Origin of the sequence: Pseudoxanthomonas mexicana (assembly GCF_001556105.1) — a bacterium.
Taxonomy (GTDB): Bacteria; Pseudomonadota; Gammaproteobacteria; order Xanthomonadales; family Xanthomonadaceae; genus Pseudoxanthomonas_A; species Pseudoxanthomonas_A mexicana_A.
In genome coordinates this window covers 17,682-39,390 of the sequence record NZ_LSIF01000089.1, presented here as the reverse complement: position 1 = coordinate 39,390, position 21,709 = coordinate 17,682, and the positions used below count along the sequence as shown (strand labels likewise).

The 21,709-nt window shown below is 65.6% G+C and carries 20 protein-coding genes; 10 read left to right on the top strand and 10 right to left on the bottom strand.

Annotated features, from left to right (window positions below):
• Window positions 1-52: 52 nt before the first annotated feature.
• The gene (locus AX730_RS15660; RefSeq protein ID WP_062358096.1) at window positions 53-265 is read right to left on the bottom strand and encodes a hypothetical protein; all 213 of its coding nucleotides are present in this window, start codon (window positions 263-265) and stop codon (window positions 53-55) included.
• A gap of 456 nt (window positions 266-721) precedes the next feature.
• Here AX730_RS15660 and AX730_RS18570 point away from each other — a divergent pair, with 456 nt between their 5' ends.
• Both AX730_RS18570 and AX730_RS18960 read left to right on the top strand, forming a co-directional pair.
• On the top strand, window positions 722-1,144 hold the full coding sequence (locus tag AX730_RS18570; protein WP_083537984.1) for a transposase: 423 nt from the start codon (window positions 722-724) through the stop codon (window positions 1,142-1,144).
• A gap of 48 nt (window positions 1,145-1,192) precedes the next feature.
• On the top strand, window positions 1,193-1,390 hold the full coding sequence (locus AX730_RS18960) for a hypothetical protein (protein ID WP_157074294.1): 198 nt from the start codon (window positions 1,193-1,195) through the stop codon (window positions 1,388-1,390).
• Here AX730_RS18960 and AX730_RS15655 read toward each other — a convergent pair whose 3' ends face one another.
• Genes AX730_RS15655 through AX730_RS15635 form a run of 5 tightly spaced genes read right to left on the bottom strand, consistent with a single transcriptional unit; the run spans window position 1,391 to window position 6,910 of the window.
• Window positions 1,391-2,659 carry a dicarboxylate/amino acid:cation symporter gene (locus tag AX730_RS15655; protein WP_062358091.1) on the bottom strand — a complete coding sequence of 423 codons (1,269 nt, stop codon included), beginning with the start codon at window positions 2,657-2,659 and terminating at the stop codon, window positions 1,391-1,393.
• On the bottom strand, window positions 2,656-3,453 hold the full coding sequence (locus AX730_RS15650; protein ID WP_062358089.1) for a L,D-transpeptidase family protein: 798 nt from the start codon (window positions 3,451-3,453) through the stop codon (window positions 2,656-2,658). The genes AX730_RS15655 and AX730_RS15650 overlap by 4 nt, the downstream gene beginning before the upstream one ends.
• Window positions 3,453-4,310, bottom strand: a complete 858-nt coding sequence (locus AX730_RS15645) for a MurR/RpiR family transcriptional regulator (protein WP_062358088.1) — start codon at window positions 4,308-4,310, stop codon at window positions 3,453-3,455. Before AX730_RS15645 ends, AX730_RS15650 begins: the two co-directional genes overlap by 1 nt.
• Window positions 4,311-4,364: 54 nt before the next feature.
• A complete protein-coding gene (locus AX730_RS15640; protein WP_062358086.1) occupies window positions 4,365-5,462 on the bottom strand; it encodes a dipeptide epimerase in 1,098 nt (365 codons plus the stop codon).
• Complete coding sequence (locus tag AX730_RS15635; protein ID WP_062358085.1) at window positions 5,459-6,910, bottom strand: C40 family peptidase; 1,452 nt, start codon at window positions 6,908-6,910, stop codon at window positions 5,459-5,461. Before AX730_RS15635 ends, AX730_RS15640 begins: the two co-directional genes overlap by 4 nt.
• Window positions 6,911-7,075: 165 nt before the next feature.
• Here AX730_RS15635 and AX730_RS15630 point away from each other — a divergent pair, with 165 nt between their 5' ends.
• The 5 genes from AX730_RS15630 (at window position 7,076) to AX730_RS15610 (ending at window position 14,730) form a co-directional block, all read left to right on the top strand.
• Window positions 7,076-7,894 carry an N-acetylmuramoyl-L-alanine amidase gene (locus tag AX730_RS15630; RefSeq protein WP_083537982.1) on the top strand — a complete coding sequence of 273 codons (819 nt, stop codon included), beginning with the start codon at window positions 7,076-7,078 and terminating at the stop codon, window positions 7,892-7,894.
• Between the two features lie 327 nt (window positions 7,895-8,221).
• Window positions 8,222-11,101: a TonB-dependent receptor domain-containing protein gene (locus AX730_RS15625; RefSeq protein WP_083537981.1), complete on the top strand. Its 2,880-nt coding sequence runs from the start codon at window positions 8,222-8,224 to the stop codon at window positions 11,099-11,101.
• Between the two features lie 113 nt (window positions 11,102-11,214).
• Window positions 11,215-12,759: a serine hydrolase gene (locus tag AX730_RS15620; protein ID WP_062358083.1), complete on the top strand. Its 1,545-nt coding sequence runs from the start codon at window positions 11,215-11,217 to the stop codon at window positions 12,757-12,759.
• A 1-nt stretch (window position 12,760) separates the two neighbouring features.
• On the top strand, window positions 12,761-13,468 hold the full coding sequence (locus AX730_RS15615; RefSeq protein ID WP_062358082.1) for a M15 family metallopeptidase: 708 nt from the start codon (window positions 12,761-12,763) through the stop codon (window positions 13,466-13,468).
• A complete protein-coding gene (locus AX730_RS15610; RefSeq protein ID WP_083537979.1) occupies window positions 13,465-14,730 on the top strand; it encodes an NAD(P)/FAD-dependent oxidoreductase in 1,266 nt (421 codons plus the stop codon). The genes AX730_RS15615 and AX730_RS15610 overlap by 4 nt, the downstream gene beginning before the upstream one ends.
• 3 nt (window positions 14,731-14,733) lie before the next feature.
• Here AX730_RS15610 and AX730_RS18955 read toward each other — a convergent pair whose 3' ends face one another.
• From AX730_RS18955 to AX730_RS15595, 4 genes are all read right to left on the bottom strand, one after another.
• Window positions 14,734-14,895, bottom strand: coding sequence for a DUF8066 domain-containing protein (locus AX730_RS18955; protein ID WP_157074293.1), 162 nt, complete (start codon window positions 14,893-14,895; stop codon window positions 14,734-14,736).
• 75 nt (window positions 14,896-14,970) lie between these two features.
• The gene (trmL, locus tag AX730_RS15605) at window positions 14,971-15,450 is read right to left on the bottom strand and encodes a tRNA (uridine(34)/cytosine(34)/5-carboxymethylaminomethyluridine(34)-2'-O)-methyltransferase TrmL (RefSeq protein ID WP_062358078.1); all 480 of its coding nucleotides are present in this window, start codon (window positions 15,448-15,450) and stop codon (window positions 14,971-14,973) included.
• Window positions 15,451-15,560: 110 nt separating this feature from the next.
• Entirely contained in the window at window positions 15,561-15,941 is a 381-nt protein-coding gene (locus tag AX730_RS15600; protein ID WP_062358077.1) for a hypothetical protein, read from the bottom strand.
• A gap of 398 nt (window positions 15,942-16,339) precedes the next feature.
• On the bottom strand, window positions 16,340-17,044 hold the full coding sequence (locus AX730_RS15595) for an SDR family oxidoreductase (protein ID WP_062358076.1): 705 nt from the start codon (window positions 17,042-17,044) through the stop codon (window positions 16,340-16,342).
• A gap of 141 nt (window positions 17,045-17,185) precedes the next feature.
• Between AX730_RS15595 and AX730_RS15590 the strand changes: the two genes are divergently transcribed.
• The 3 genes from AX730_RS15590 to AX730_RS15580 all read left to right on the top strand — a co-directional run bounded on the left by AX730_RS15590 (window position 17,186) and on the right by AX730_RS15580 (window position 21,650).
• Window positions 17,186-20,050 carry a M16 family metallopeptidase gene (locus AX730_RS15590; RefSeq protein ID WP_062358074.1) on the top strand — a complete coding sequence of 955 codons (2,865 nt, stop codon included), beginning with the start codon at window positions 17,186-17,188 and terminating at the stop codon, window positions 20,048-20,050.
• Window positions 20,051-20,193: 143 nt separating this feature from the next.
• Window positions 20,194-20,511, top strand: coding sequence for a DUF4156 domain-containing protein (locus AX730_RS15585; RefSeq protein WP_062358073.1), 318 nt, complete (start codon window positions 20,194-20,196; stop codon window positions 20,509-20,511).
• A gap of 122 nt (window positions 20,512-20,633) precedes the next feature.
• A complete protein-coding gene (locus tag AX730_RS15580) occupies window positions 20,634-21,650 on the top strand; it encodes a 3-oxoacyl-ACP synthase III (protein WP_062358071.1) in 1,017 nt (338 codons plus the stop codon).
• Window positions 21,651-21,709: the final 59 nt, after the last annotated feature.

Here is a 21,709-nt window from a genome sequence, read left to right as displayed (position 1 = left end):
CCGAAGAAGGTCGGAATCTCTACCGGCTGATGGCCCAGGATTCGGGGGTGGGTCACTGATAGGCATAGAGGCGCTCAACGGTGTGACTTTCCATTTCCCGGAAAGCGCCGTTCTTCTTTGAGTAGAAGTAGACAATCGAGTTCTCCAAGGCGTGCTCACCCACCTGCCGTGCTGCGGCGGCTTCGCACATTTCAGCGATCCGCGAGATGGCATCAGGGTCTAGTCCCTGCTGAGCAAGCGCCAGTCGAACTTTTGAGATGTCCATGGAGAGCGTCCGGCAACAGTCACCCGACGCACCAGAGGGTGGTGCGGGGCTGGATGGTCTTGGAACGGGCAACACAGATCGGGAGGCGCGAGTCGTCAATCTCGGGCGGCCCCGTCAGTGACCATGCCACCGCGCTGTCGAGATGTCAATAAGTAATTGATTTTTCTACTTTTATTGCAGAATAAAGCTCAACTTTTGTTTGTGTAAGAACGCTACTGAAAACTAACTTTGGTTATCAGAATCACCATAGTTGGTATGGAAAGCATCCGGAGGACTACGCACTTTGGTGTGCGATCACCCACGCACTTTGGCTTCCCGGCCATGCGTGTGGGCGTCGGCGGAAGCGATGCGATGCATGTCCGCTTCCAGCGACGCGACGCGAATTGACTGGCAAGCGGAAGGATTTCGCAGCGCGGGGATACGCGCAGGTTTTTTCGGAGCGTCAGGAGACACGCGATGATGGAAGAACGAAGCTGGGAGCAGGGGCTGGGTGCCGGGGACGCTGAGATGGTTGATACGGCGGCCGCACTTCAACTCGATGAGGCGCGCTGGGACGCGATCGTGGCCACATTGCCGCCACTCGTCCGCGCGCGCGCGATGAACGGGGTGAGAACACGGGCATTCCTGGAGGCGGTGCTGTGGATTGCCGTCACCCGACAACCTTGGGGTCGACTGCCCTCGGCGTGGGGACCATGGCACAGCATCTATGTGAGGTTCACCCGCTGGGCGCAGGACGGCATCTGGGATGAAGTCATCGCATCACTGCAATCACATGCCGATATCGCGGACCCTTTGCGGCGGCTCGTCAGTGCCTATCTGCTGTCGCACCACCCGGCCTCCCTTAACCGACGCGCGGGTCCACGTTTCACTCCATTCTGACGGCTGCCGCTCTCGAGGCCTGGCGGCCAACGATCAAGACGTACCGCCATGCCTACCGAAAACACTGTCGTCGTCATAGAAACCACCGGCCATCACATGGCCGACATCACGCTGATCGTCCACGGCGACGATGAGCACTCGACGCACCACATCCATCAGATCTGCCTGGATGCGGTACGCAATGCCATCGAGGCGGCATCGTTGCCCGAGCGCTCGCCTCGGATCGACAACAACATCGGCCGATGATCAGCTCGCGTCGCCATCACCGTCAGTGTCGCGGGCATCAGGCGATTGTCGTGCCACGATACTGGTCGCGGTTAAATCGCCGGTGACATTGCCGGTGGTCGCGAACACATCGGGGATCGTGTCGACCGCCAACAGCAGGCCCAAGGGTTCGATGGGCAGGCCCATCGACTGCGTCACGGGCATGACCGTCGCCATGAAACTGACCTGTCCAGGAAGACCGATCGAGCCCAGGCTGATCACCACGGCCAGCGCAGCTCCAGCGGCCAGGGTCACCGCGTTGACCTCGATACCGTAGGCCCACGCAACGAAGCATGCCGCGACGATGTACTGGATCGGGCTGGTGATGCGGAACAACGTCACCGCCATCGGCAGTACCAGCGCGGCGACTGCTCGCGGATGTCCGAGGCGAAAACGGGCGCTCTCCACCATCGCTGGCAACGAGGCCAGCGAAGACTGTGTGCTGGCGGCCACGACCTGCGCAGGCAGGATCGCCTTGGCGAACGCGAGCGGTGACTGGCGCGCAAACACCGCTACCAGGACATAGCAGATCAGGGTAGCGCCCAGGTACATCCCGCACTGCAGCGCGATGTAGCCGGCCAGTGCGCCGATCACGCCGATACCGGCCTGCGCGCAGACCGCCAGCACAAGGGCGAAAACACCGATCGGTGCGGCCAGCAGCATCCAGCGCACGATGACGATCATGGTGTCGGCGATGCCGTGGCAGAACCCGATGATCTGCGTGCGACGGTCTTGCTGCACGCGCGTGAGCGCGAAGCCGAAGAACAGCGCGAACACGACCACCGGCAACATGGCTCCCTGCGCCGCCGCCATGATGGCGTTGCTGGGCACGATCGATCCGATCCAGTCGGCGAGTGCCGGAGCGCCGGCCGCGCCAGCGGGCGGAAGCGTGCCGTGCAGGGTGGCGGTCAGTGCCTCGCTGGGCGGCACCAGGGACAGCACCAGCGGCGCGACGATGGCGGCGTAGGCAGCGAACAGCGACAACAGGCTAATGAACACCACCATCGCCCGTCGCGCGACGCGCCCGGAGGCGGCGGCATCACTGGCGGTGGCGACACCGAGGATCACCAGCGACAGCACCAGCGGCACGACGGTCATCTGCAAACCGCTGAGCCAAAGCTTGCCGATCGGCTGGGCGATTGCCACGGCGGTGACCGCAGTGGAGGGCAACCAGTGGGCCAATGACAGGCCGACGATCGCGCCTGCCGACAGGCCGAGAAGGACACGCGCCGTGGCGCCGGGCCACCTCATCGTGTCGCCTCCGGCAACTGCCATTCGCGCATGACGCGCGAATACTCGTCACGTGGCAACAGCACGAATACCGGACGCGCATCCGGCGCCAGCCACGCCAATACGGCTTTCATCGTTTCCGACGCCATCGCCGTGCAGCCAGCGGTTGCTTCGCCCGGCGTGCGCCACAGGTGCGCGAAGATGCAGCTGCCAGCACGCGGGGTCGCCTTGGGGTTGTGGCCGATCACCAGACCCTCGCGATAGCGAGGGTCACCGTCGTTGCGCAGGTCGAGGCGCATGGGTTCTGTGGAGCCTTTTGCCGCGGCTTCGCCTTCCTCGCGCGTGTCGATAATGCGGTTGTAGAGCGGCGAGTCCGGGACGTCGATGCAGTAGCTGGTGGCATGCATGGGACGATACGGCATGGCGGTGTCCACCTTGTCCGCGTAACCGAAAGCCTCGCCCAGGGTGAATACGCCTGCGGGCGCGCGCCCGTCGCCTTCCTGCTTCTGTGGTCCCTGTGCCTGCGCTGGATGCAATCCCATGCCCCACGCCGCACCATTTCGCCCTACCGAGACCGGCGCAGCGGTCGATGCAGGCTGCCAGTGCCCATCCCTCAGTTCGAAGCGTTGCAGCGTACCCGTGGTGGCGTCCCAGCCATCGGTCACGACAAGCACCATCTGGCGCGCATCGCGCCACGCGTGCGCTGCAGCGACGTTCGTGTCGGCCGCGACTGCGTGGGTGGAAAAGCTCGATGCCATGACGGCGACAAGCGCGAGCAGGCGGGACGCGCGATGGCGGAACTGCAGTGCGGGCATCACGACTCCAGCAGGTGATGGATACGTTCGAGGTTGATCGCAAGTTGCCGGTTGCGGTCGGGGTTGGTCTGGCACAGCAGCACGAAGACGAAATCCAGCAACGACTGCAGCGATGCGCGGTACAGCAGTTGCTCCACGTGTGGCGCGGGATCATGCGCGGAAATCACCAGCGCGGCGTCGGCATGCGCACGCAGCGGGTTGGCGGTATGTCGCGTGATCGAGATGACCTTGCCGTCGCAGGCCTGGAACTGGCGACTGACCTGCGACAATTCGGGCAGTTTGCCGAACTCGGAAAACATCAGGAGCACATCGCCCGGCCGCGCGGCGGACAGGTTCGCCATCATCAGGATGGGATCGGCGTGATGCACGGTCAGCAAGCCCAGCAGTGACAGCCGCATGGCGAACTCGCGGGCGAACAGCCCATCGTCGCCCAACCCGCAGACGAACACCTTGTCCGCATGGTCGATCAGGTCGACGATCGGCTCGATATGCGAACGAGGATTGAGGCTGAGGGTTTCTTCTTCAGCGGCGACCTTGCTGCGACGCAACCCATCCTGCAATTGCTGGTAGGCATCGACCGCATCATCGGTGGATGACGCGTGCGCCGTTACCTGGCTGTTGCCATTGCGGGCGACGACTTCGCCGATCGTGTACTTGAGGTCGGGATAGCCCTTGAAGCCGAACTTCTGCGCGAACTTGACCACGCTCGACTGGCTGATACCCAGCGCGCTGGCCAGCTGTTGCGAGGAGTAGTCGCGCAGCAGGTGCGCGTTGTCGAGGATGAAGTCGGCGATGCGGCGCTCGATGGCCGACATCTGGTCGCGTTCGGAACGGATCTTCACCAGGGGTGTTGTCATGGCATGAGTGTGATGGCGGTGGACGGGGCTGACAACGGGCCATCGCCACCGGGCTCAGCCCGGCAGCAGCTCCAGGCCGCGGATCTCGCGGATACCCAGGCCGGGCGCCTCGGTAATGGTGATTTCCGACTCGTTGAAGATCACCCCGCCCTCGACCGGGTTGAACTGCCCCAGCGACGGGCCATCCAGGTCCACCTTGGTGATGACGTTGGCCTTCGCCGCGGCGACGTGCACGGCGGCCGCCACGCTGATGCTGGTCTCGATCATGCAGCCGATCATGCATTCCACGCCGTACAGGGACGCGATGTCGGCGATGCGGATGGCGTTGGAGATGCCGCCGGTCTTCATCAGCTTGATGTTGATGATGTCGGCAGCGCGCATCTTGATCAGGTCGATCACCTCGGTCGGGCCGAACACACTCTCGTCCGCCATCACCGGCGTGTGCACGCGGTCGGTGACGTACTTCAGGCCGTCCAGGTCGCGCGCCTTCACCGGTTGCTCAAGCAACTCGAGTATGACGCCGGCGTCTTCCAGGTGCTGCATGGCGAACACCGCCTGCTTGGCGGTCCAGCCCTGGTTGGCGTCCAGGCGCAGCAGCGCCCGGCCCTCAACGGCGGAATAGATGGCCTTCACCCGCTCGATGTCCAGGCCGATGTCCTTGCCGACCTTGATCTTCAGCGATTCGAAGCCGCGTTCCACCGCGCTGATCGAGTCGGCCACCATCTTGTCGATGTAGTCAACGCTGATGGTGATGTCGGTGGTGATTACGGGGTCGCCACCGCCCAGCATCTTGTACAACGGTGCATCGTAGAGCTGCGCCCACAGGTCGTACACCGCGATCTCCACCGCCGCCTTGGCGCTGGTGTTGCGCTCAAGCGCCGTCTGGATAAGGTCGGTGATGCGGTTGAGGTTGGCGACGTCCTGCCCGATCAGCCGCGGCCGGATGAATTTTCCGATCGCTTCGATGATCGAGCCATGCGTGTCGCCGGTGATCACGGCTGTGGCCGGCGCTTCGCCGTAGCCGACGTGGCCGGTGTCCGTCTTCACGATCACCACGATGTCCTCCACCGTGTCGACGGTGCGCAGCGCGGTCTTGAACGGTGTCTTCAGCGGCACGCGCAGCATGCCGAAGGTGATGTCGGTGATCTTCATGGAGCCCCTTGGGGACGGACGCGCTGGATGGCGGTGATGCGGTCGACGGTGGACTGCTCGCTGTTGAACAGCAAGGGCTCCAGCGGCGTAACCGCTACCGAATTGAGCGCGGTGCGGACGACCCTGCCGTCTGCGCCGCGATACGTGATGCCGGTGGTGTCGTGGATGGTGTAGGTGATGCCGTTATCGTGGCCGATCACCATCATCACATGGCCAGGGATGTAGACCAGATCGCCGACCTGCAGTGTGCGCAGCACGGCCAGGCGCTTCTCGTGGCTGTCGCCAGTGTCGAAACCGATGCGCTCCAGCGCCGGGCTGACGGCCTGTGCGCTGGTGTTGCGCGGCAGGACGATGCCCATGCTGCGGTAGACCTCGGACACGAAGCCGCTGCAGTCGCGCGCGTTGTAGTCGTGGCCCCAGCCATAGCGTTCGCCGAGGAACTTGAAACTCTGGCGTAACAGGTTGCCGTGCGTATAGGGCAGGTAGTCGGCAGCGACATCGGCTGTTCGCGGCAGCAGCGCCGGCAGCAGGGCGAGCGAGCCATCAGCACGGCGCACCGGCAGCTGGACGACGTGCGAGGTATAGGGATGCTGGCCGTTCACCGGTTTGTCGACCGGCCAGTCGGCCAGCACGGGCACGCGCACGCCCATGTCCAACTGCAGCGCGGACAGGCCGGGCTCCTCCGGGTTGTAGACCGTGTGCACGGTGGCGCCGGTCACGACCAGTGAAGGCGAGGCCTTGCCGTAACCGAACACCACGTCGTGTGGCCCTTCGGCGACCGCGTCCCGCTCGATCCAGGCGGAATACAGCGCGCTGACCACGAAGTACCACGCGCCATCGGCGCTGGTGTGCATGATCACGACAGGGGTTCCCGGAAACAGCGCGCTTTCCTGGAAGCGGTCGATATCGGTGTCGTCGAGCGTGCTGAAAACACGCAGGTGCGTCGGGAATGTCCGCAGGTCGGCACGGCGTACCACCAGCGCCGGACGCGTCGCCACGCTGGCGGGGATCGCCTTCAGCGCTGCATTGGCGGCGAGTGCATCCAGTCGCTCCTTGCCGATCACCGCGCCCTGATCGTCATGGAGCGTTCGGGTGGGTGGTGCCGATAGCGATGCGATGGTATCGCGCACCTGCACGCCGTCCATACGTGCCGGCAGTGCGGCGGGATCCTGTACGTGTCGATCCGACCGCAGCATGTTCGCGTTGTGCGCGGCGATCGCGGAGTTGTCGAGCAACGGCGCGTCCGCAGGCGTGAGCCGCGCGATCCAGTACTCGGGTTGCAGGTGACGCGCATCGATGCCTATCACGCCGTGCGCTGGCACCGTTGTGCCTGCTGCCGTCTCGCGCGCAAGGGCCGTGCTCGACAGCAGCAGGGCGAACAGGCACAGCGCGACCAGCCGCTGCAGCATCGGCGTGCGGCCGTGCTGGCATTGCATGCGTGCCTTCATCCCTGCCCCTCCGCTCGATGCGGTCAGCCTTCGTACTTGTGGAGAATATTTATTTCGAATCGTAAAAAAATCAAGAATAAATTATTGACCGCCTGTTTTCGGCCATGGTAAACAAGACGTAAGGGTCACCTCGGGGCGCATGACGTGCAAGGCAGCCGTAGCAAGATGGCGGAGATCGGCGGCGTGTCGCCGGCACGCAGGAGAGATGCCCGGACGACCGTGCGCTCTGCGCGGTTGCGATGGATCGTTCGTCCGCTTCTGGCCGGCGCGATCGCGCTGCTGCTGGGCGCTTGCGCCCACACCGCCCCGCGAAATCCCCTCGCCACCTGGGTGCCCTCGAAAAATTTCGACGAACGCCGTCCGGTGGTCATCGTGCTGCACTACACCGAGCAAAGTTCGGTGGAGCAGTCGCTGGACACGTTGCGCAGCCGTAACAGCGGCGGGCGGGTGAGTTCCCACTATCTGGTGGGCAAGGACGGCAAGATCTACCAGCTGGTCAGTGACACACAGCGCGCCTGGCATGCTGGCGCCGGTCGCTGGGGCGCGATCACCGACGTCAATAACGCATCCATCGGCATCGAGATCGACAACGACGGCAAGCGCCCGTTTCCGGATCCGCAGGTCGACAGCCTGATCGTGCTGCTGCGCGACCTCACGCAACGCTTGCGCATCCCGCCCTCGCAGATCATTGGCCACTCGGACTTGGCGCCGTCGCGCAAGATCGATCCGGGCCCGTTGTTTCCGTGGAAGCGCTTGGCGGAGGCGGGCTTCGGCGTCTGGCCTGCCGGGGACGCCGGCGAGCCGCCGCCCGGGTTTGATCCGTGGCTCGCCCTGCAGGCCATCGGTTATTCCATCGACAACCGCGCGGATACGGTGCGTGCGTTTCATCATCGTTTCCGGGGAATGGAAGGCAATGAACTGGACGCAGAAGACCTGCGCATCCTGTACGCGTTGACCGCAGGTCGCGTCGGACCACAGCGGTGAACAGGAATATTCAAGTCAGTTTTTTAGGGCCGCAAGAATAATTTATTGACTGCGGTCAAGCTGCGTGCTAAACCGCCATCACAGGGGTTTTACCGGCAGGGGTGCCGGTGCAGTCCGTTTCATCTGCAAGCTGTGATGCGCATCCGGGACCGGATGCGTTGCAAGGCGCGAATGGGGAGCCATCCGGGCCGGGGATCGAGGATCGATGGCGCCGCCGCCGGCTGGGGCGAATGCGTCGGACTCCCGGAACGACGCGTCGAGCGTATCGCAGTCCATCACACCGGTCGCGCGTACCGCGCGTTCCAGACATTCAGAGGAGAGATCTGCATGCCCGCTCGACGCCTTTCGCTCAGGCCCACCCACCTCGCTTCCGCCATCCTGTTGGGCTTGGCCATTCCGGGCGTCGTGCTCGCGCAGGAAGCGGCCCCCACCAGCGGCGCCCGCACGCTGGACACCGTGACCGTGACCGGTTCACGTATCAAGCGCACCGATGTGGAGGCGGCGTTGCCCGTCACCATCATCCAGAAAGCGGAGATCGAGGCGCAGGGCATCACCTCGGCAGAACAGCTGCTGCAGTTCCTCAACGTGGCGAGCAACGCGTCGGACAGCCTGGCGTCCAACGCCGGCATCGCACCGGCCGACCTGCGTGGCAACAACGGTGTGTCGGGCGCCAACCTGCGAGGCCAGGGCGCGGACGCCACGCTGGTGCTGCTGAATGGTCGTCGCGTCGCCACGCACGGCCTGCGCGGCCAAGCCGTCGATCTCAACTCCATCCCGTTCGCTGCCATTGACCGCGTTGAAGTGCTTCGTGATGGCGCGTCGGCGGTCTACGGTACCGACGCCATCGGCGGCGTGATCAACTTCATCACCCGCAGCGACTATCAGGGCATCACGGTCAATGCCGGCTTCGATGTCACCCAGGAAGGCGGCGGCAACATCTACACCTACAGCTTGCTTGGCGGCATGGGCGACATCGACGCGGACGGCTGGAACGTCTGGGGCACGATGAACTACCGCCAGAACGAGATCCTGCTCGGCAGCGACCGCGACTACTCGAATACCTTCCAGCTTAATCGGGGTTTGTCGCCCGATACCCGTGGGACGCCGTTCGCCACCGTCTCGAACCTGGCGGGTGGCCTGATCACCGGCACGCTGGCCGACCCGGCTGGCGGCGGCGGCCAGGCGTTGATCAACATCCTCAACCTGCCCGGCGCAGCCGGCTGTGAGGCCGGTGGCGACATGATGGGCCCGTACGGCTACCGCCTCTGGGGCGTCGCCAATTCGAAGTACGCCTGCGCCTGGGACTATCCGGCTGCACAGGTCATGCAGCAGCCGCAGGAAAGCCTGCAGGCGCTGGGCCGCGCCACGTTCAAGATCGGCGAGAACCACCGCTTCTACGCCGAAGTCATGGCATCGCGCTCGGAATCGAATCGCCAGTTCGAGGCGCAGCAGATCACGTCCTCGGTCTCTACGGCCGCGACCGCGCTGGGACCGAGCACCTGGTATCCGTTGAACGCAAATACGACCGCGACCTACAACACGATCTACAACGCATTGGCCAGCTACTTCGGCCCCACCAATCTCGTCTATGGTCGCCCGATTCCCTACCGCTGGCGCTGCGAGGTGTGCGGCCCGCGCCAGATCGAGACGACCACCAAGGCGTACCGCTTCCTGGTCGGCGTGGACGGCACGATCGGCAGCTGGGACTACGACATCGGCCTGTCGCGTGCCGCGAGTGAGGCGCAGTCGGTGCTGGGCAGCGGCTATTACTTCACGCCGGGCTTCAAGGCGGCGCTGGGCAGCGGGCTGCTGAATCCGTTCCTGATGCCGGGCCAGCAGCATGACCCGGCCGGCGTCGCGATGCTGCAGGCGGCCTCGGCCGCAGGCGTTAGTCTGTACGGCGGCGAGTCCACCGTCACCACGCTGGATGCCGCGTTCTCCGGTGGCCTGGGCTTCAATCTGTGGGGTGGAGAAGTGATGGCCGCGGTCGGTGTCGACCTGCGCCGCGAAGAGTTCGAATTCGGTTCGACCAAGGACGGCATCGTCCTGGACAACAGCTACATCTTCGGCGCGCCGTTCGATGCGACAAACAACCTGCCCAAGGTGTCGCGCGACGTGAAGGCGCTCTATGTCGAAACCTTCCTGCCGATCGTCGACAGCCTGGAAGTCAGTCTGGCCGTGCGTCGCGACGATTACGACGGTTTCGGTGCCACGATCAATCCGAAGTTCTCGTTCAAGTGGCAGCCGATCGATTCGTTGGCGTTCCGCGGCGCGATCAGCGACGGCTTCAAGGTGCCCGAGTTCACCAAGCTGTTCAGTGGCGTGACGGAAAGCCCTTACACCGGCTTCGATCTGGTCGACCCCGCAAGTTGCCCGAGCGGCGTGGCGAGCCCGACGGTGCCAGGCTGTGCGGCCATCCAGCCGAGCATCCTGACCGGCGGCAAGGCCGACCTGAAGCCCGAAACGTCCGACCAGAAGAGCTTCGGCGTGGTCTTCGCGCCGAACGACAACTTCAACGTCAGCCTCGACTGGTGGCAGATCGAACGCACCAACACCATCCGCGTGCCGAACCAGGCCACGCTGGTGGCGAACTACGACCTGTTCACTGCCAACTGGATCCGCGATGCGGGCGGCCAGGTGGTTGCCATCGATCGCCGCTTCATCAACTCCGGCGGCACCCTGATCAGCGGCATCGAGCTGGATGCCAACGTGATCGGCGAGCTTGCCGGCGGCACGTTCCGCGTCAACCTCAATGGCAGCTACATCGACAGCTTCCAGGAAAAGGCGCTGGAGAGCACGCCGTACGGTCCGAACCAGGTCGGCAAGTACATCCGTTACTACAACCTGCCGCTGAAGTGGAAGCACACGCTGAGTATCGCGTGGGCCAAGGGCGACTGGTCGCACACGCTCACGCAGATCTACCGCGACGGCTACAAGGATGAAGTCCCGGTCAGCGTGGTCAACAACAGCTACATTCCGGAAAACTGGAAGCCGGATGTCGACGACTACATCACGTACAACTACAGCCTGGGCTGGACGGGTCTCGAGAACGCCAAGTTCACCTTCATCGTGCGCAACCTGCTCAATGAGGATCCGCCGTTCACCGCCCACTACAACGACTTCGCCTCGGGTGCCGCATGGGAACCACGCGTCGCCGATCCCCGTGGACGTTCGTTCGCGCTGATGGTCGAGTACAAATTCAACTGACCTGAGCCGTCGTCAAACCGCATCAAGGCAAGCGCCGTCGCCGGCAATGTCGGCGGCGGCCCGCCTGCATGCAGGGCAACAAGCTTGGAATCTCCGGAAGTTCGGGCCGCGCCATGAAGCATCTCCTCGCCTGTCTCGTCCTGCTTGCGCCCTGCACGCATGCCGCGCCCGGCAACGATGCTTTCGATGCGGCCGTGGAGCAAACGTTCGATCGCTATCAACTGCCTGGACTCGCGGTCGGGGTAATCCGCGACGGCGATGTGGTCTACACGCGCACGCTCGGCGAAGTGCGCGCAGGCGGTGGCGACAGGATTGACAACGACACGCTGTTCAAGATCGCGTCCAATAGCAAGGCGATGACAGCCGGCGTGCTCGCGCGCCTGGTCGATGCCGGCAAGCTGAAGTGGGATGACCCGGTCACGAAATACCTGCCGCAATTCCGCATGCACGACCCGTGGGTCACGCAGCAGATGCAGGTGCGCGACCTGCTGATCCACAACAGTGGTCTGGGCCTCGGCGCGGGGGACCTGATGCTGTGGCCGGAGCCGAACCGGTTCACCCGCAGCGACATCATCGCCGGCCTCGCGCATCTCAAGCCCACGCACAGCTTCCGCGCCAACTACGCGTACGACAATCTGCTGTATGTCGTGGCGGGCGAAGTTGCGGCGGCGGCCGGTGGCGCGCCGTATGAAGACCTGGTGAAGCGCGAGCTGTTCCAGCCGCTCGGCCTGTCGCGCTGCCAGGTCGGCGAATGGAGCCGCTCCGAGGTCGGTAACGTGGCGCAGCCGCACATGCGCACGCCCCAGGGCAATCGCGTCATCCGCGAAGACGGCGACGTCGTTCCGAATGTCACCTCGATGGCCGCAGGCGGCATCCGCTGCAGCCTCGACGACATGCTGGCGTGGATGCGCATGTGGCTGTCGCCGGAAGCAACACCCGCATGGCTATCGCCCGCGCAGCGCAAGGCGGTCTGGACGTCGCACATGCCGATGCCGGTGAGCACACGCATGCGTGCCTGGGAGAACAGCCACTTCTCGGCCTATGGGTACGGCTGGCGCTTGTCCGATGTGGATGGTGTGTGGAAGGTGGCGCATACCGGCACGCTGGCCGGCATGTATTCATCGGTCATCCTGCTGCCCGACCAGCGCACCGGTATCGTCATCCTGATCAACGGCGAGGGTGAAGCGGCGCGTGCGGTGCTGGGGCAGGTGCTGACCAAACAGTTCACTGCGCCTCAGTCGTCACCCACGGTCGCTTACTACGCCGCTCAGTTGGAGCAGGAGCGCGCGAGTGAGCGAGCCGCCACGCCCAAGCCGGATACGCGCGATCGCACGATCGCCAGCACTCGATCGCTTGCGGAGTGGGCCGGGCACTACCGCGATCCCTGGTTCGGCGACGTGGCGCTGTGTCCCGAGGGCGATCGCGTGCGCTTCGTCGCCGCGCGTTCGCCGATGCTGGCGGGTACCGTCATGCGCGTGGGCGAGCGCTGGCTGGTCGACTGGGACGACGACAGCGTGGATGCGGAGCCATGGCTGCACTTCGCCACGGTGCCTGCAGGTGGCGATGCGCGACTTACACTGTCGCATGTCGATCCGGACGCGGACTTCAGCTATGACTATGCCGACCTCGATTTCCACCGCACGCAGGCGTGCCGCTGACATGCGCGGTGCCTCGCTGCTGCTTGCGTGCGCACTGCCATGGCTGGGCGCCTGCGCTTCTTCGTCGGCCGTGCAGGTATCTCCTGCGCAGGAGGCAGCCGAGGCGGATCTGGTCGACGCGGCCAGCGTCGTGCCCGGACTGAAGCAGGACATCCGCTACGCCGGCGCGAACAACTTCGTCGGCGCGCCCGTTACCGGTTACGAAGCACCGAAGTGCCTGCTGCTGGCGTCGGTCGCGCAGGCGCTCGCACGCGTGCAACAGGACGTGCAGCGCGAAGGCCTGTCGCTGAAGGTGTTCGACTGCTATCGCCCGGTGCGAGCGGTGCAGCACTTTGTCCGCTGGGCACGCGATCCGGCCGACCAGCGCACGAAGGCTGCGTACTACCCCAACCTGGAGAAGGCGAGCCTGCTGGACGGCTACATCGCGGAGACCTCCGGGCACAGCCGTGGTGCCACGCTCGACCTGACCCTGGTCCGCTGCGAAGGCGACGCCTGCGTCGAACTCGATATGGGCACGCCGTTCGACTTCTTCGATCCGCGCGCCAATACCGCGCATGCGTCGATCACCGACGAACAGCGCCGCCACCGCGAGCAACTGGTCCAGGCGATGGCGCGGCACGGCTTCCAGAACTACGCGATGGAGTGGTGGCACTTCACCTTCCGTCCCGAACCCACCCCACACACCGCCTACGACGTTCCGATCCGATGAGTCCTTCCCCTTCTTCTTCCTCGCCGCAGACGACCGATGTCGCGGTGATCGGCAGCGGCATCGTCGGCCTGTCGACGGCCCATCATCTGATGGACCGCGGACTGTCCTGCCTGCTGATCGACGCCAAGGGACCGGCGGGCGAAACCTCGTTCGGCAATGCCGGTTCCATCTCGGTCGGCAACGTCATGCCGCAGTCCACGCCTGGCATCGTGACCAAGGCGCTGCGCATGCTCGCCAACCCGTTGGCGCCGCTGAAGCTGGACTGGGCCGTCAGTCCATCCTACGCCCGCTGGCTGTTGCAGTTCCTCAACCAGGGGCGGTTGCAGCATGTGCTGCCGATCATCGACGCCCTCAGTGCGATCAACACCGCCTCGCGGGGTGCGTGGCTGGATCTGGGCGAGCGGATCGGTGCGAACGAGTTGATCGGCCACACCGGCTACCTGCACGTCTACAGCGAGGACGCCACCTTCGAGAAGGGCGAATGGGAGCGCGGACTGATGCGCGAGCGCGGCGTCGCGTTCGACGTGCTCGATGCCGCCCAGCTGCGCGACCTCGAACCCAACATCGGCACGGGTTTCCAGCGCGCGGTGTTCCAGCGCGAATCGCTGGCGATGCGCGACCCGGGGGAATTTTGCCGTCGCCTGTTCGATGACCTGCGCGCGCGCGGTGCGGCATCGCTGACCGCCAGCGCGTCGGCGATCGCCAGGCAGGGTGACGGCTACCGCATCGATACCGACCGCGGTCCCGTGCATGCCGGCCGCGTGGTCGTGGCCGCAGGGGCGTGGAGCAACGCGCTGCTGCGTCCGTTCGGCCTGAAGATCCCGGTGATCCCCGCACGCGGTTACCACCTGATGTATCCGGAGGTGCAGGCGGTCGTGCAGCGCCCCACGCTGTGGGCCGAGCGCTACATGGTGGTGTCGCCGATGCAGGCCGGCATCCGCATGACCAGCATCAAGGAGCTGACCGCGCTCGGCCGCGACCCGCACTATGCGCTGATCCACCGCCTCGATCCGGAAGCGCGCAAGCTGTTTCCGGGCATCACCGGTGAGCCGGTGTCGGAATGGGCAGGCAATCGCCCGTGCACGCCGGACTCGCTGCCCATCATCGACCGCGTGCCGGGAGAAGATATCTTCATCGCCACGGGCCACGGCCATCTTGGCCTGACACAGGGGCCGGTCACCGGCAGGCTGGTCGACCAGATGATGGCTGGCCACGCGACGGATATTCCGTTGACGCCTTACGGGCTCGCGCGCTTCGGCTGACCGCTACCGGTCGAGGGAATCCTTCATTTTCCTTGCGATCTCCAGCAGCGCCTGCGCGCTGCGCTCCTGCGCCTTGACCAGACGCGTCGCCAGCACGATCAGGTAGATCGCGATGCCGATGAGCGTCAGTACGTAGAGGGTCATGAAGACGATCGTGGGCGTCATGTCGCAGGGTCCTTGGCTGTGCCGATACGGTTCCGCGAGGTTAGGGGACGCGCCCGCGGGCGTCCACGCCACCGGTCACGCGCCGCCGGTGAACCCGGCTTGCCGCCAGGCCTCGAACACCACCACGGCGACCGTATTCGACAGGTTGAGGCTGCGGTTGTCAGGTCGCATCGGAAGTCGCAGGCGCTGGTTGTCGGGCAGGCCGTCCAATACGTCCTGTGGCAGGCCGCGTGTTTCCGGGCCGAACAGGAAGGCGTCGCCGCGCTGGTAGGCAGGCTGGTCGTAACGGACGGTGCCGCGCGTGCTCAGCGCAAACAGGCGGGTCGGTCTGATGCGTTCCAACGCTGCATCGAGCGAGGCATGGACCTGCAGCGTGGCGTACTCGTGGTAATCCAGGCCGGCGCGCTTGAGCTGCTTGTCTTCCAATGCGAACCCGAGCGGTTCGATCAGGTGCAGCCGCGCGCCGGTGTTCGCGCAGAGGCGGATGGCATTGCCGGTATTCGGGGGAATTTCCGGCTCGTACAGCAGGACGTCGATGTCCAGGGTGTCGGTCATGGCGCGCATTCTACGCGGCGCTGCACGACATCACGGGCGGGTGTCGCGGCGGAACTCCGGCCGCAGCCGGCTTGCGCGATGACGCAGGTGGAGCGTGTATTGCCTGCGTATCAGCGCGAAGCCAGCTGGCCGGCCAGCACGCCCGCCTGCACCGCGATCTGCTGCATGTCCTCAGCCGACGGACGCACGGTGACGACCGGCATGTCGACGATGCGGACGGCCTGCTGGGCCACGAACTGGGCGAGGTCTTCGGCGGTCGGCGTCACGGCGATGGTGGCCAGGTCGACGATCTTGGTGTTCTTGTAGGTGTTGTAGTGCGCCAGGTCTTCGGCGTTCGGCGTCACCGTGACCGTCGGCAGGTCGACGATGCGGATGGCCTGTGCGGCGACATTGTGGTTGTTGTCGGCGTGGGTGGCGGAGACGACCATGGCACCGGCGCACAGGGCGAACACGGCGGCGGCGGTCAGGGGGAGGAGGTTCTTGGCGTTCATTGTCATGCCTCTGTAGTGATGTTGTTGGGTGGTGTGGTAGTAAGGTAGTACACCTAGACAGAACGATCAAGCAAAACCTTTCGTTCTGATAGTTTGATTCATGTTTCAGTCAGGTTTGCGGGGTGCTGCGCTTTCTTGTTCTTGGGAGCGCAGAAACCATGCCAAACACAAGCTATTGATATATATGTATTTCTTTGCGCTTCCTGCGTGTCCGCTGTCCGGAGCGAGTGTCCGTCCGGCGTCCGTCCTGCGTGAATCAAGACGGGCGGTGCGGTTCGTTGTGACTGCGGACACGCCGCTTCGCCCCGCGCCCGGTCATTCCGGTACGTAAGGGTTTGGATGCTGTTCAACTCGGAAGCGTTGCGTCGTCTGCGGATGGGCGCAGCCAACGTTCAGTTTCACCAGGGCAGCGCGTCCCCTTGCCAGTCGAGGAAGCGGCCACTGTCCTCGGCGGTGAGGTGGTCGATCACGTGCAACAGGCCGGTGGCAGACTCCGCCACGGAGAGCGCCGCGTTGGCGCCGCCCATGTCGGTGCGCACCCAGCCCGGATGCAGGGCGACGACCTTGATGCCGCGCGGCGCCAACGCCTGTGAGAGCAGTGACGTGACCATGTTCTGCGCGGCCTTGCCGATGGCGTAGCTGGGCGTGCGGAACTCCTGCCGCAACGCGATCGAACCGATCTCCGACGAGATGTTGGCCACCACGGCGCCGTCCGCGAGTTGCGGCGCCAGCGCCTGCGTCAGCAGGAACGGGCCCGCGGCGTGGGTGTGGAAACTCGTATCCAGATCGTCGGCGGCAATCTGCCCGAAGCGTTCGCCGCCGCGAAGCACGCCGGCGTTGTTGATGAGCAGGTGCAGGGGCTGCTCGTCGGTGACCAGGGGCAGGTCGCGCAGCAGCGCATCGCGGCTGCGCGTATCGGTCACGTCCAGCGGCAGCACGTGCAGACGCCCCGGATGTTCGCCGGCCAGACGGTTCAACGCCGTCGCCTTGCCGGGGTGGCGGCAGGTCGCGACCACATGCCGCTGGCGAGCCAGCAGCTGGATGGCGAGTTCCAGTCCCAGGCCGCGGTTGGCCCCGGTCACCAGGCAGTGCTTGCGGTCCATGTCGCCTCCACGCGGGGGTCGGTGGCCATGCGCCGGCGGTACCCATGCCGTTGGTCATGGCTTGTGGCCTAGTGTAATGACCGCGGGCGGCGGCTAGCATCGGCGGTTCTGCAGGCCCATTCAGTAGTCAAAGGAGTGTCCATGTCCCTTTCCCGCCGGCCCCGTGCCGCCCTGCTTGCCGTTGCCCTGTCCGCCGCCCTCGGAGGCCTGGCGTACGCGCCGGCCCCGACGTATGCGAAGCCGGCCGCCGGCGCGGACATCGTGATCCCCTACGAGGAATTCACCCTGCCGAACGGGCTGCGGGTGATCGTGCACACCGACCGCAAGGCGCCGATCGTGGCGGTCAACCTCTGGTACCACGTGGGCAGCAAGAACGAGACCCCGGGCCGCACCGGCTTCGCGCACCTGTTCGAACACCTGATGTTCCAGGGCAGCGAAAACCACGACGGCGAGTTCTTCACTCCGTTCGAGCTGGTGGGCGCCACCGACCAGAACGGCACCACCAACCAGGACCGCACCAACTACTTCCAGAACGTGCCGACCACCGCGCTCGACATGGCGCTGTGGATGGAATCCGACCGCATGGGCCACCTGCTCGGCGCGATCGACCAGAAGGCGCTCGACGAGCAGCGCGGCGTGGTGCAGAACGAGAAGCGCCAGGGCGAGAACCAGCCCTACGGCCGCCGCATCAGCGCGCGCATGTTCGAGGCGCTGTATCCGGCCGGGCATCCGTACAGCTGGCAGACCATCGGCTCGATGGCCGATCTCGACGCCGCCACGCTGGACGACGTGAAGACCTGGTTCCGCAGCTGGTATGGCCCCAACAACGCCGTGCTGGTGCTGGCCGGCGACATCGATGTCGCGACCGCCAAGCAGAAGGTGACCCGCTACTTCGGCGACATCCCGGCCAGCGCCACGCTGGCGGACATGAAGGCCAACATCCCGACGCACGCCATGGACACCCGCGAGACCATCCCGGACCGCGTCCCGCAGGTGCGCGTCTACCGCGCCTGGCCGGTGGCCGAGATGGGCACGAAGGACGCCACCCTGCTCGACCTGTTCGCACAGGTGCTCGGCGGCAGCGCGGCCTCGCGCTTCGACACCCGGTTGGTGCACGGCGACAAGGTCGCTGACCAGGCGAGCGCCTACCAGTGGAGCAGCGAAATCAGCGGCACCTTCTTCCTGATGTCGACGGTCAAGGAAGGCGTCGACCCGGCCAAGGTCGAAGCCGTGTTGGACGAGGAACTCAAGCGCCTGATCACGCAGGGTCCGAGCGCCGAGGAACTGGAGCGCGCGCGGGTGTCCGGCGTGGCTGGTTTCGTGCGCGGCATCGAGCGCATCGGCGGTTTCGGCGGCAAGTCCGACGTGCTGGCCTCGTGCGCCATCTACCAGGGCAAGCCCGACTGCTACAAGGAAGACCTGGCCATTTACGCCAGCGCCACGCCCGCCGAGGTGCAGGCCGCGGCCAAGAAGTGGCTGAGCGGCGGATCGCACACCATCCTCGTGCAGCCCAGCGAAACCCCTGCTTCGGCGCTGCCGGAAACCGTCTTCGCGGCACCGGCCACTGCGCCGGCGGCGACGCCGAAGGTGGACCCGAAGTTCAAGGCCGTGGCCAGCGATGTCGACCGCAGCGCGGGCGTGCCGAAGACCAGCAGCTTCCCTGACCTGAAGTTTCCCGCCGTGCAGCGCGCCACGCTGTCCAACGGCATGCAGGTCGCGCTGGCCGAGCGCCATGAAACGCCGGTGGTGCAGTTCAACGTGGAATTCCCCGGTGGTTATGCCGCCGACGTCGGCAAGAAGCTGGGCACTGCCAGCTTCGCGCTGCAGATGATGGACGAGGGGGCCGGCACGTACAGCGCGCTCGACCTGGCCGCCCGCAAGGAAGCGCTGGGCGCGGAACTGACGACCGGCGCCGGGCTGGACTCGGCCTCGGTCGGCCTGTCGGCATTGACCGACAAGCTGGCGCCGTCGCTGGACCTGCTGGCGGACGTGCTGCGTCGTCCGACGTTCGCTCCGGGCGAAGTGGAGCGTGTGCGCGCCACCTGGATCGCCGGCATCAAGCAGGAGAAGGCGCGTCCGCAGACCGCCGCGCTGCGCACGCTGCCGCCGCTGCTGTATGGCACCGGCCACCCGTACGCGATTCCGTTCACCGGCTCGGGCACCGAAGCCTCCATCGCCTCGCTGACGCGTGACGACCTGGTCGCTTTCCACCGCGATTGGCTGCAGCCGGCGCAGGCCCGCATCACCGTCGTCGGCGACACCACGCTGGCCGAGATCGTGCCGCTGCTGGAAGCCCGCCTGGGCGACTGGAAGGCCGCGCCGAACGCGCCGAAACTGGCGGCCGTCCCCCAGGTGGCCAATGCCACCAAGCCGCGCGTGTTCCTGATCGACCAGCCCGGCGCCATCCAGTCGAACGTCTATGCCGCGCAGCTGGTCCCGCCGACCGGCGATGCCGGCACCATCGATTTCGACTTCGCCAACGGCGTGCTGGGCGGCCAGTTCACCTCGCGCCTGAATTCGAACCTGCGCGAGGACAAGCACTGGGCCTACGGCTCCTACAGCGGCGCGCGCAACAGCCTGGGCCAGCGCCCGTGGTGGGCCAGCGCGGCGGTGCAGAGCGACCGCACGGCCGATTCGATGAAGGAACTGCAGAAGGAGATCAGCCAGTTCGCCACCGGCCAGGCGCCGGCCACGCCCGGGGAGATCACCAAGATCCGCGCGGCCAACACGCTGGAACTTCCGGGTGCCTACGAAACCGCCTCGGCGGTGCTGACCCAGATCGCGTCCAACCAGCGCTATGGCCGGCCGGACGATTACATCGTCCAGTACAAGGCCCGCAATGAGGCCATCGGCGCCGCCGACGTGGCCAAGGCCGCCGGCACGCTGTCGCCATCCGCACTGACCTGGGTGGTGGTGGGGGACCTGTCCAAGGTGGGCGAGTCGGTCCGCGCGCTGCAGTTGGGCGAGGCGGTCGAGCTGGATGCCGATGGCAAGATCAAGAAGTAAGCCGCGCCACGCGACGCGCCCCAGCGATGACGCTGGGGCGTGACGCGGTGTCCGCCCCTCCCCGGAGGGGCGGCACAGGGCCCGGATCGATTCATCCGCTATAGGCCAGAATGGCCCCGACTCACATTCCAAGGTGACCCCCGATGCGTCTCGCTCTTCTTGCCGTCGCTTCTCCCCTCCTGTTGTCGGCCTGCACCTGGGTGCATCTGGCGCCCGAGGCGCGGGACGTCCGCGTGCTGCCGGCGGGCGCCGCGCCTTCCGGATGCGAGAAGCGCAGCGAGGTGACCGTGAAGGTCCAGGGCAGCGTGGCCTTTTACGAACGGAATGCCCTGCGTGTCCGCGACGAGCTGGAAACCCTCGCCCGCAACGAAGCGCCCGGTGTACAGGCCGATACCCTGCAACCGCTGGGCGATCCGGCCAACGGCGAGCAACGCTTCGCCGCCTATCGCTGCGGCCGATAAATGTGACCTGAGTCACGGTTGAGGCGGGGTGTCACCGGCCCTGCCCGCTCGTAAAGGTGCGGTGAAGGCGGTAAGCCGTTACCCTTGTCGGCCCCTTTGCCTGAGCCTTGGCGCTAACCTCGATGCTCTTCCAGAATGTCTCCATCGCGGGACTGGCGCATATCGATGCGCCGCACACGCTGACCTCCGCCGAAATCAACGCCCGGCTGCAGCCCACGCTCGACCGCCTGGGCATCAAGACCGACGTGCTGAACGACGTGGCCGGCGTGCATGCCCGCCGCCTGTGGGACGCCGACGTGCAGGCTTCCGATGCCGCGACGATGGCCGCCAGGAAGGCGCTGGAAGATGCCGGTATCGGTGCCGACAAGATCGGCCTGGTGGTCAATACCTCGGTCAGCCGCGACTACCTGGAACCGTCCACGGCCAGCATCGTCTGCGGCAACCTGGGGGTCGGCGATGAATGCCAGACCTTCGACGTCACCAATGCCTGCCTCGCCTTCATCAACGGCATGGACATCGCCGCCCGCATGCTGGAGCGCGACGAGATCGACTACGCGCTGGTCGTCGATGGCGAGACCGCCAACCTGGTCTACGAGAAGACCATCGAGCGCCTCAACGCACACGACGTCACCGAGCAGCAGTTCCGTGACGAACTGGCGGCCCTCACGTTGGGCTGCGGTGCCGTGGCGATGGTGCTGACGCGCCGCGCGCTGGCGCCGGAAGCCCCGCGCTACAAGGGTGGCGTGACCCGTTCGGCGACCGAGTGGAACAAGCTCTGCCGCGGCAACCTGGACCGCATGGTCACCGACACCCGCATGCTGCTGATCGAGGGCATGAAGCTGGCCACCAAGACCTTCGCTGCCGCCAAGGTCGCGCTGGGCTGGGCGGTGGACGAGCTGGACCAGTTCGTCATCCACCAGGTCAGCCGCCCGCACACGCAGGCGTTCGTGAAGTCCTTCGGCATCGACCCGAAGAAGGTCATGACCATCTTCACCGAGCACGGCAACATCGGTCCGGCCAGCGTGCCGATCGTGCTGAGCAAGCTCAAGGAACTGGGCAAGCTGAAGAAGGGCGACCGCATCGCCCTGCTCGGCATCGGCTCGGGCCTGAACTGCACGATGGCCGAGGTGGAGTGGTAGTTCGCCCGCCGGCGTAACGCTGGCCGCCTGCAGCTATCCTCGCGAGGTCGGCAGTGTGC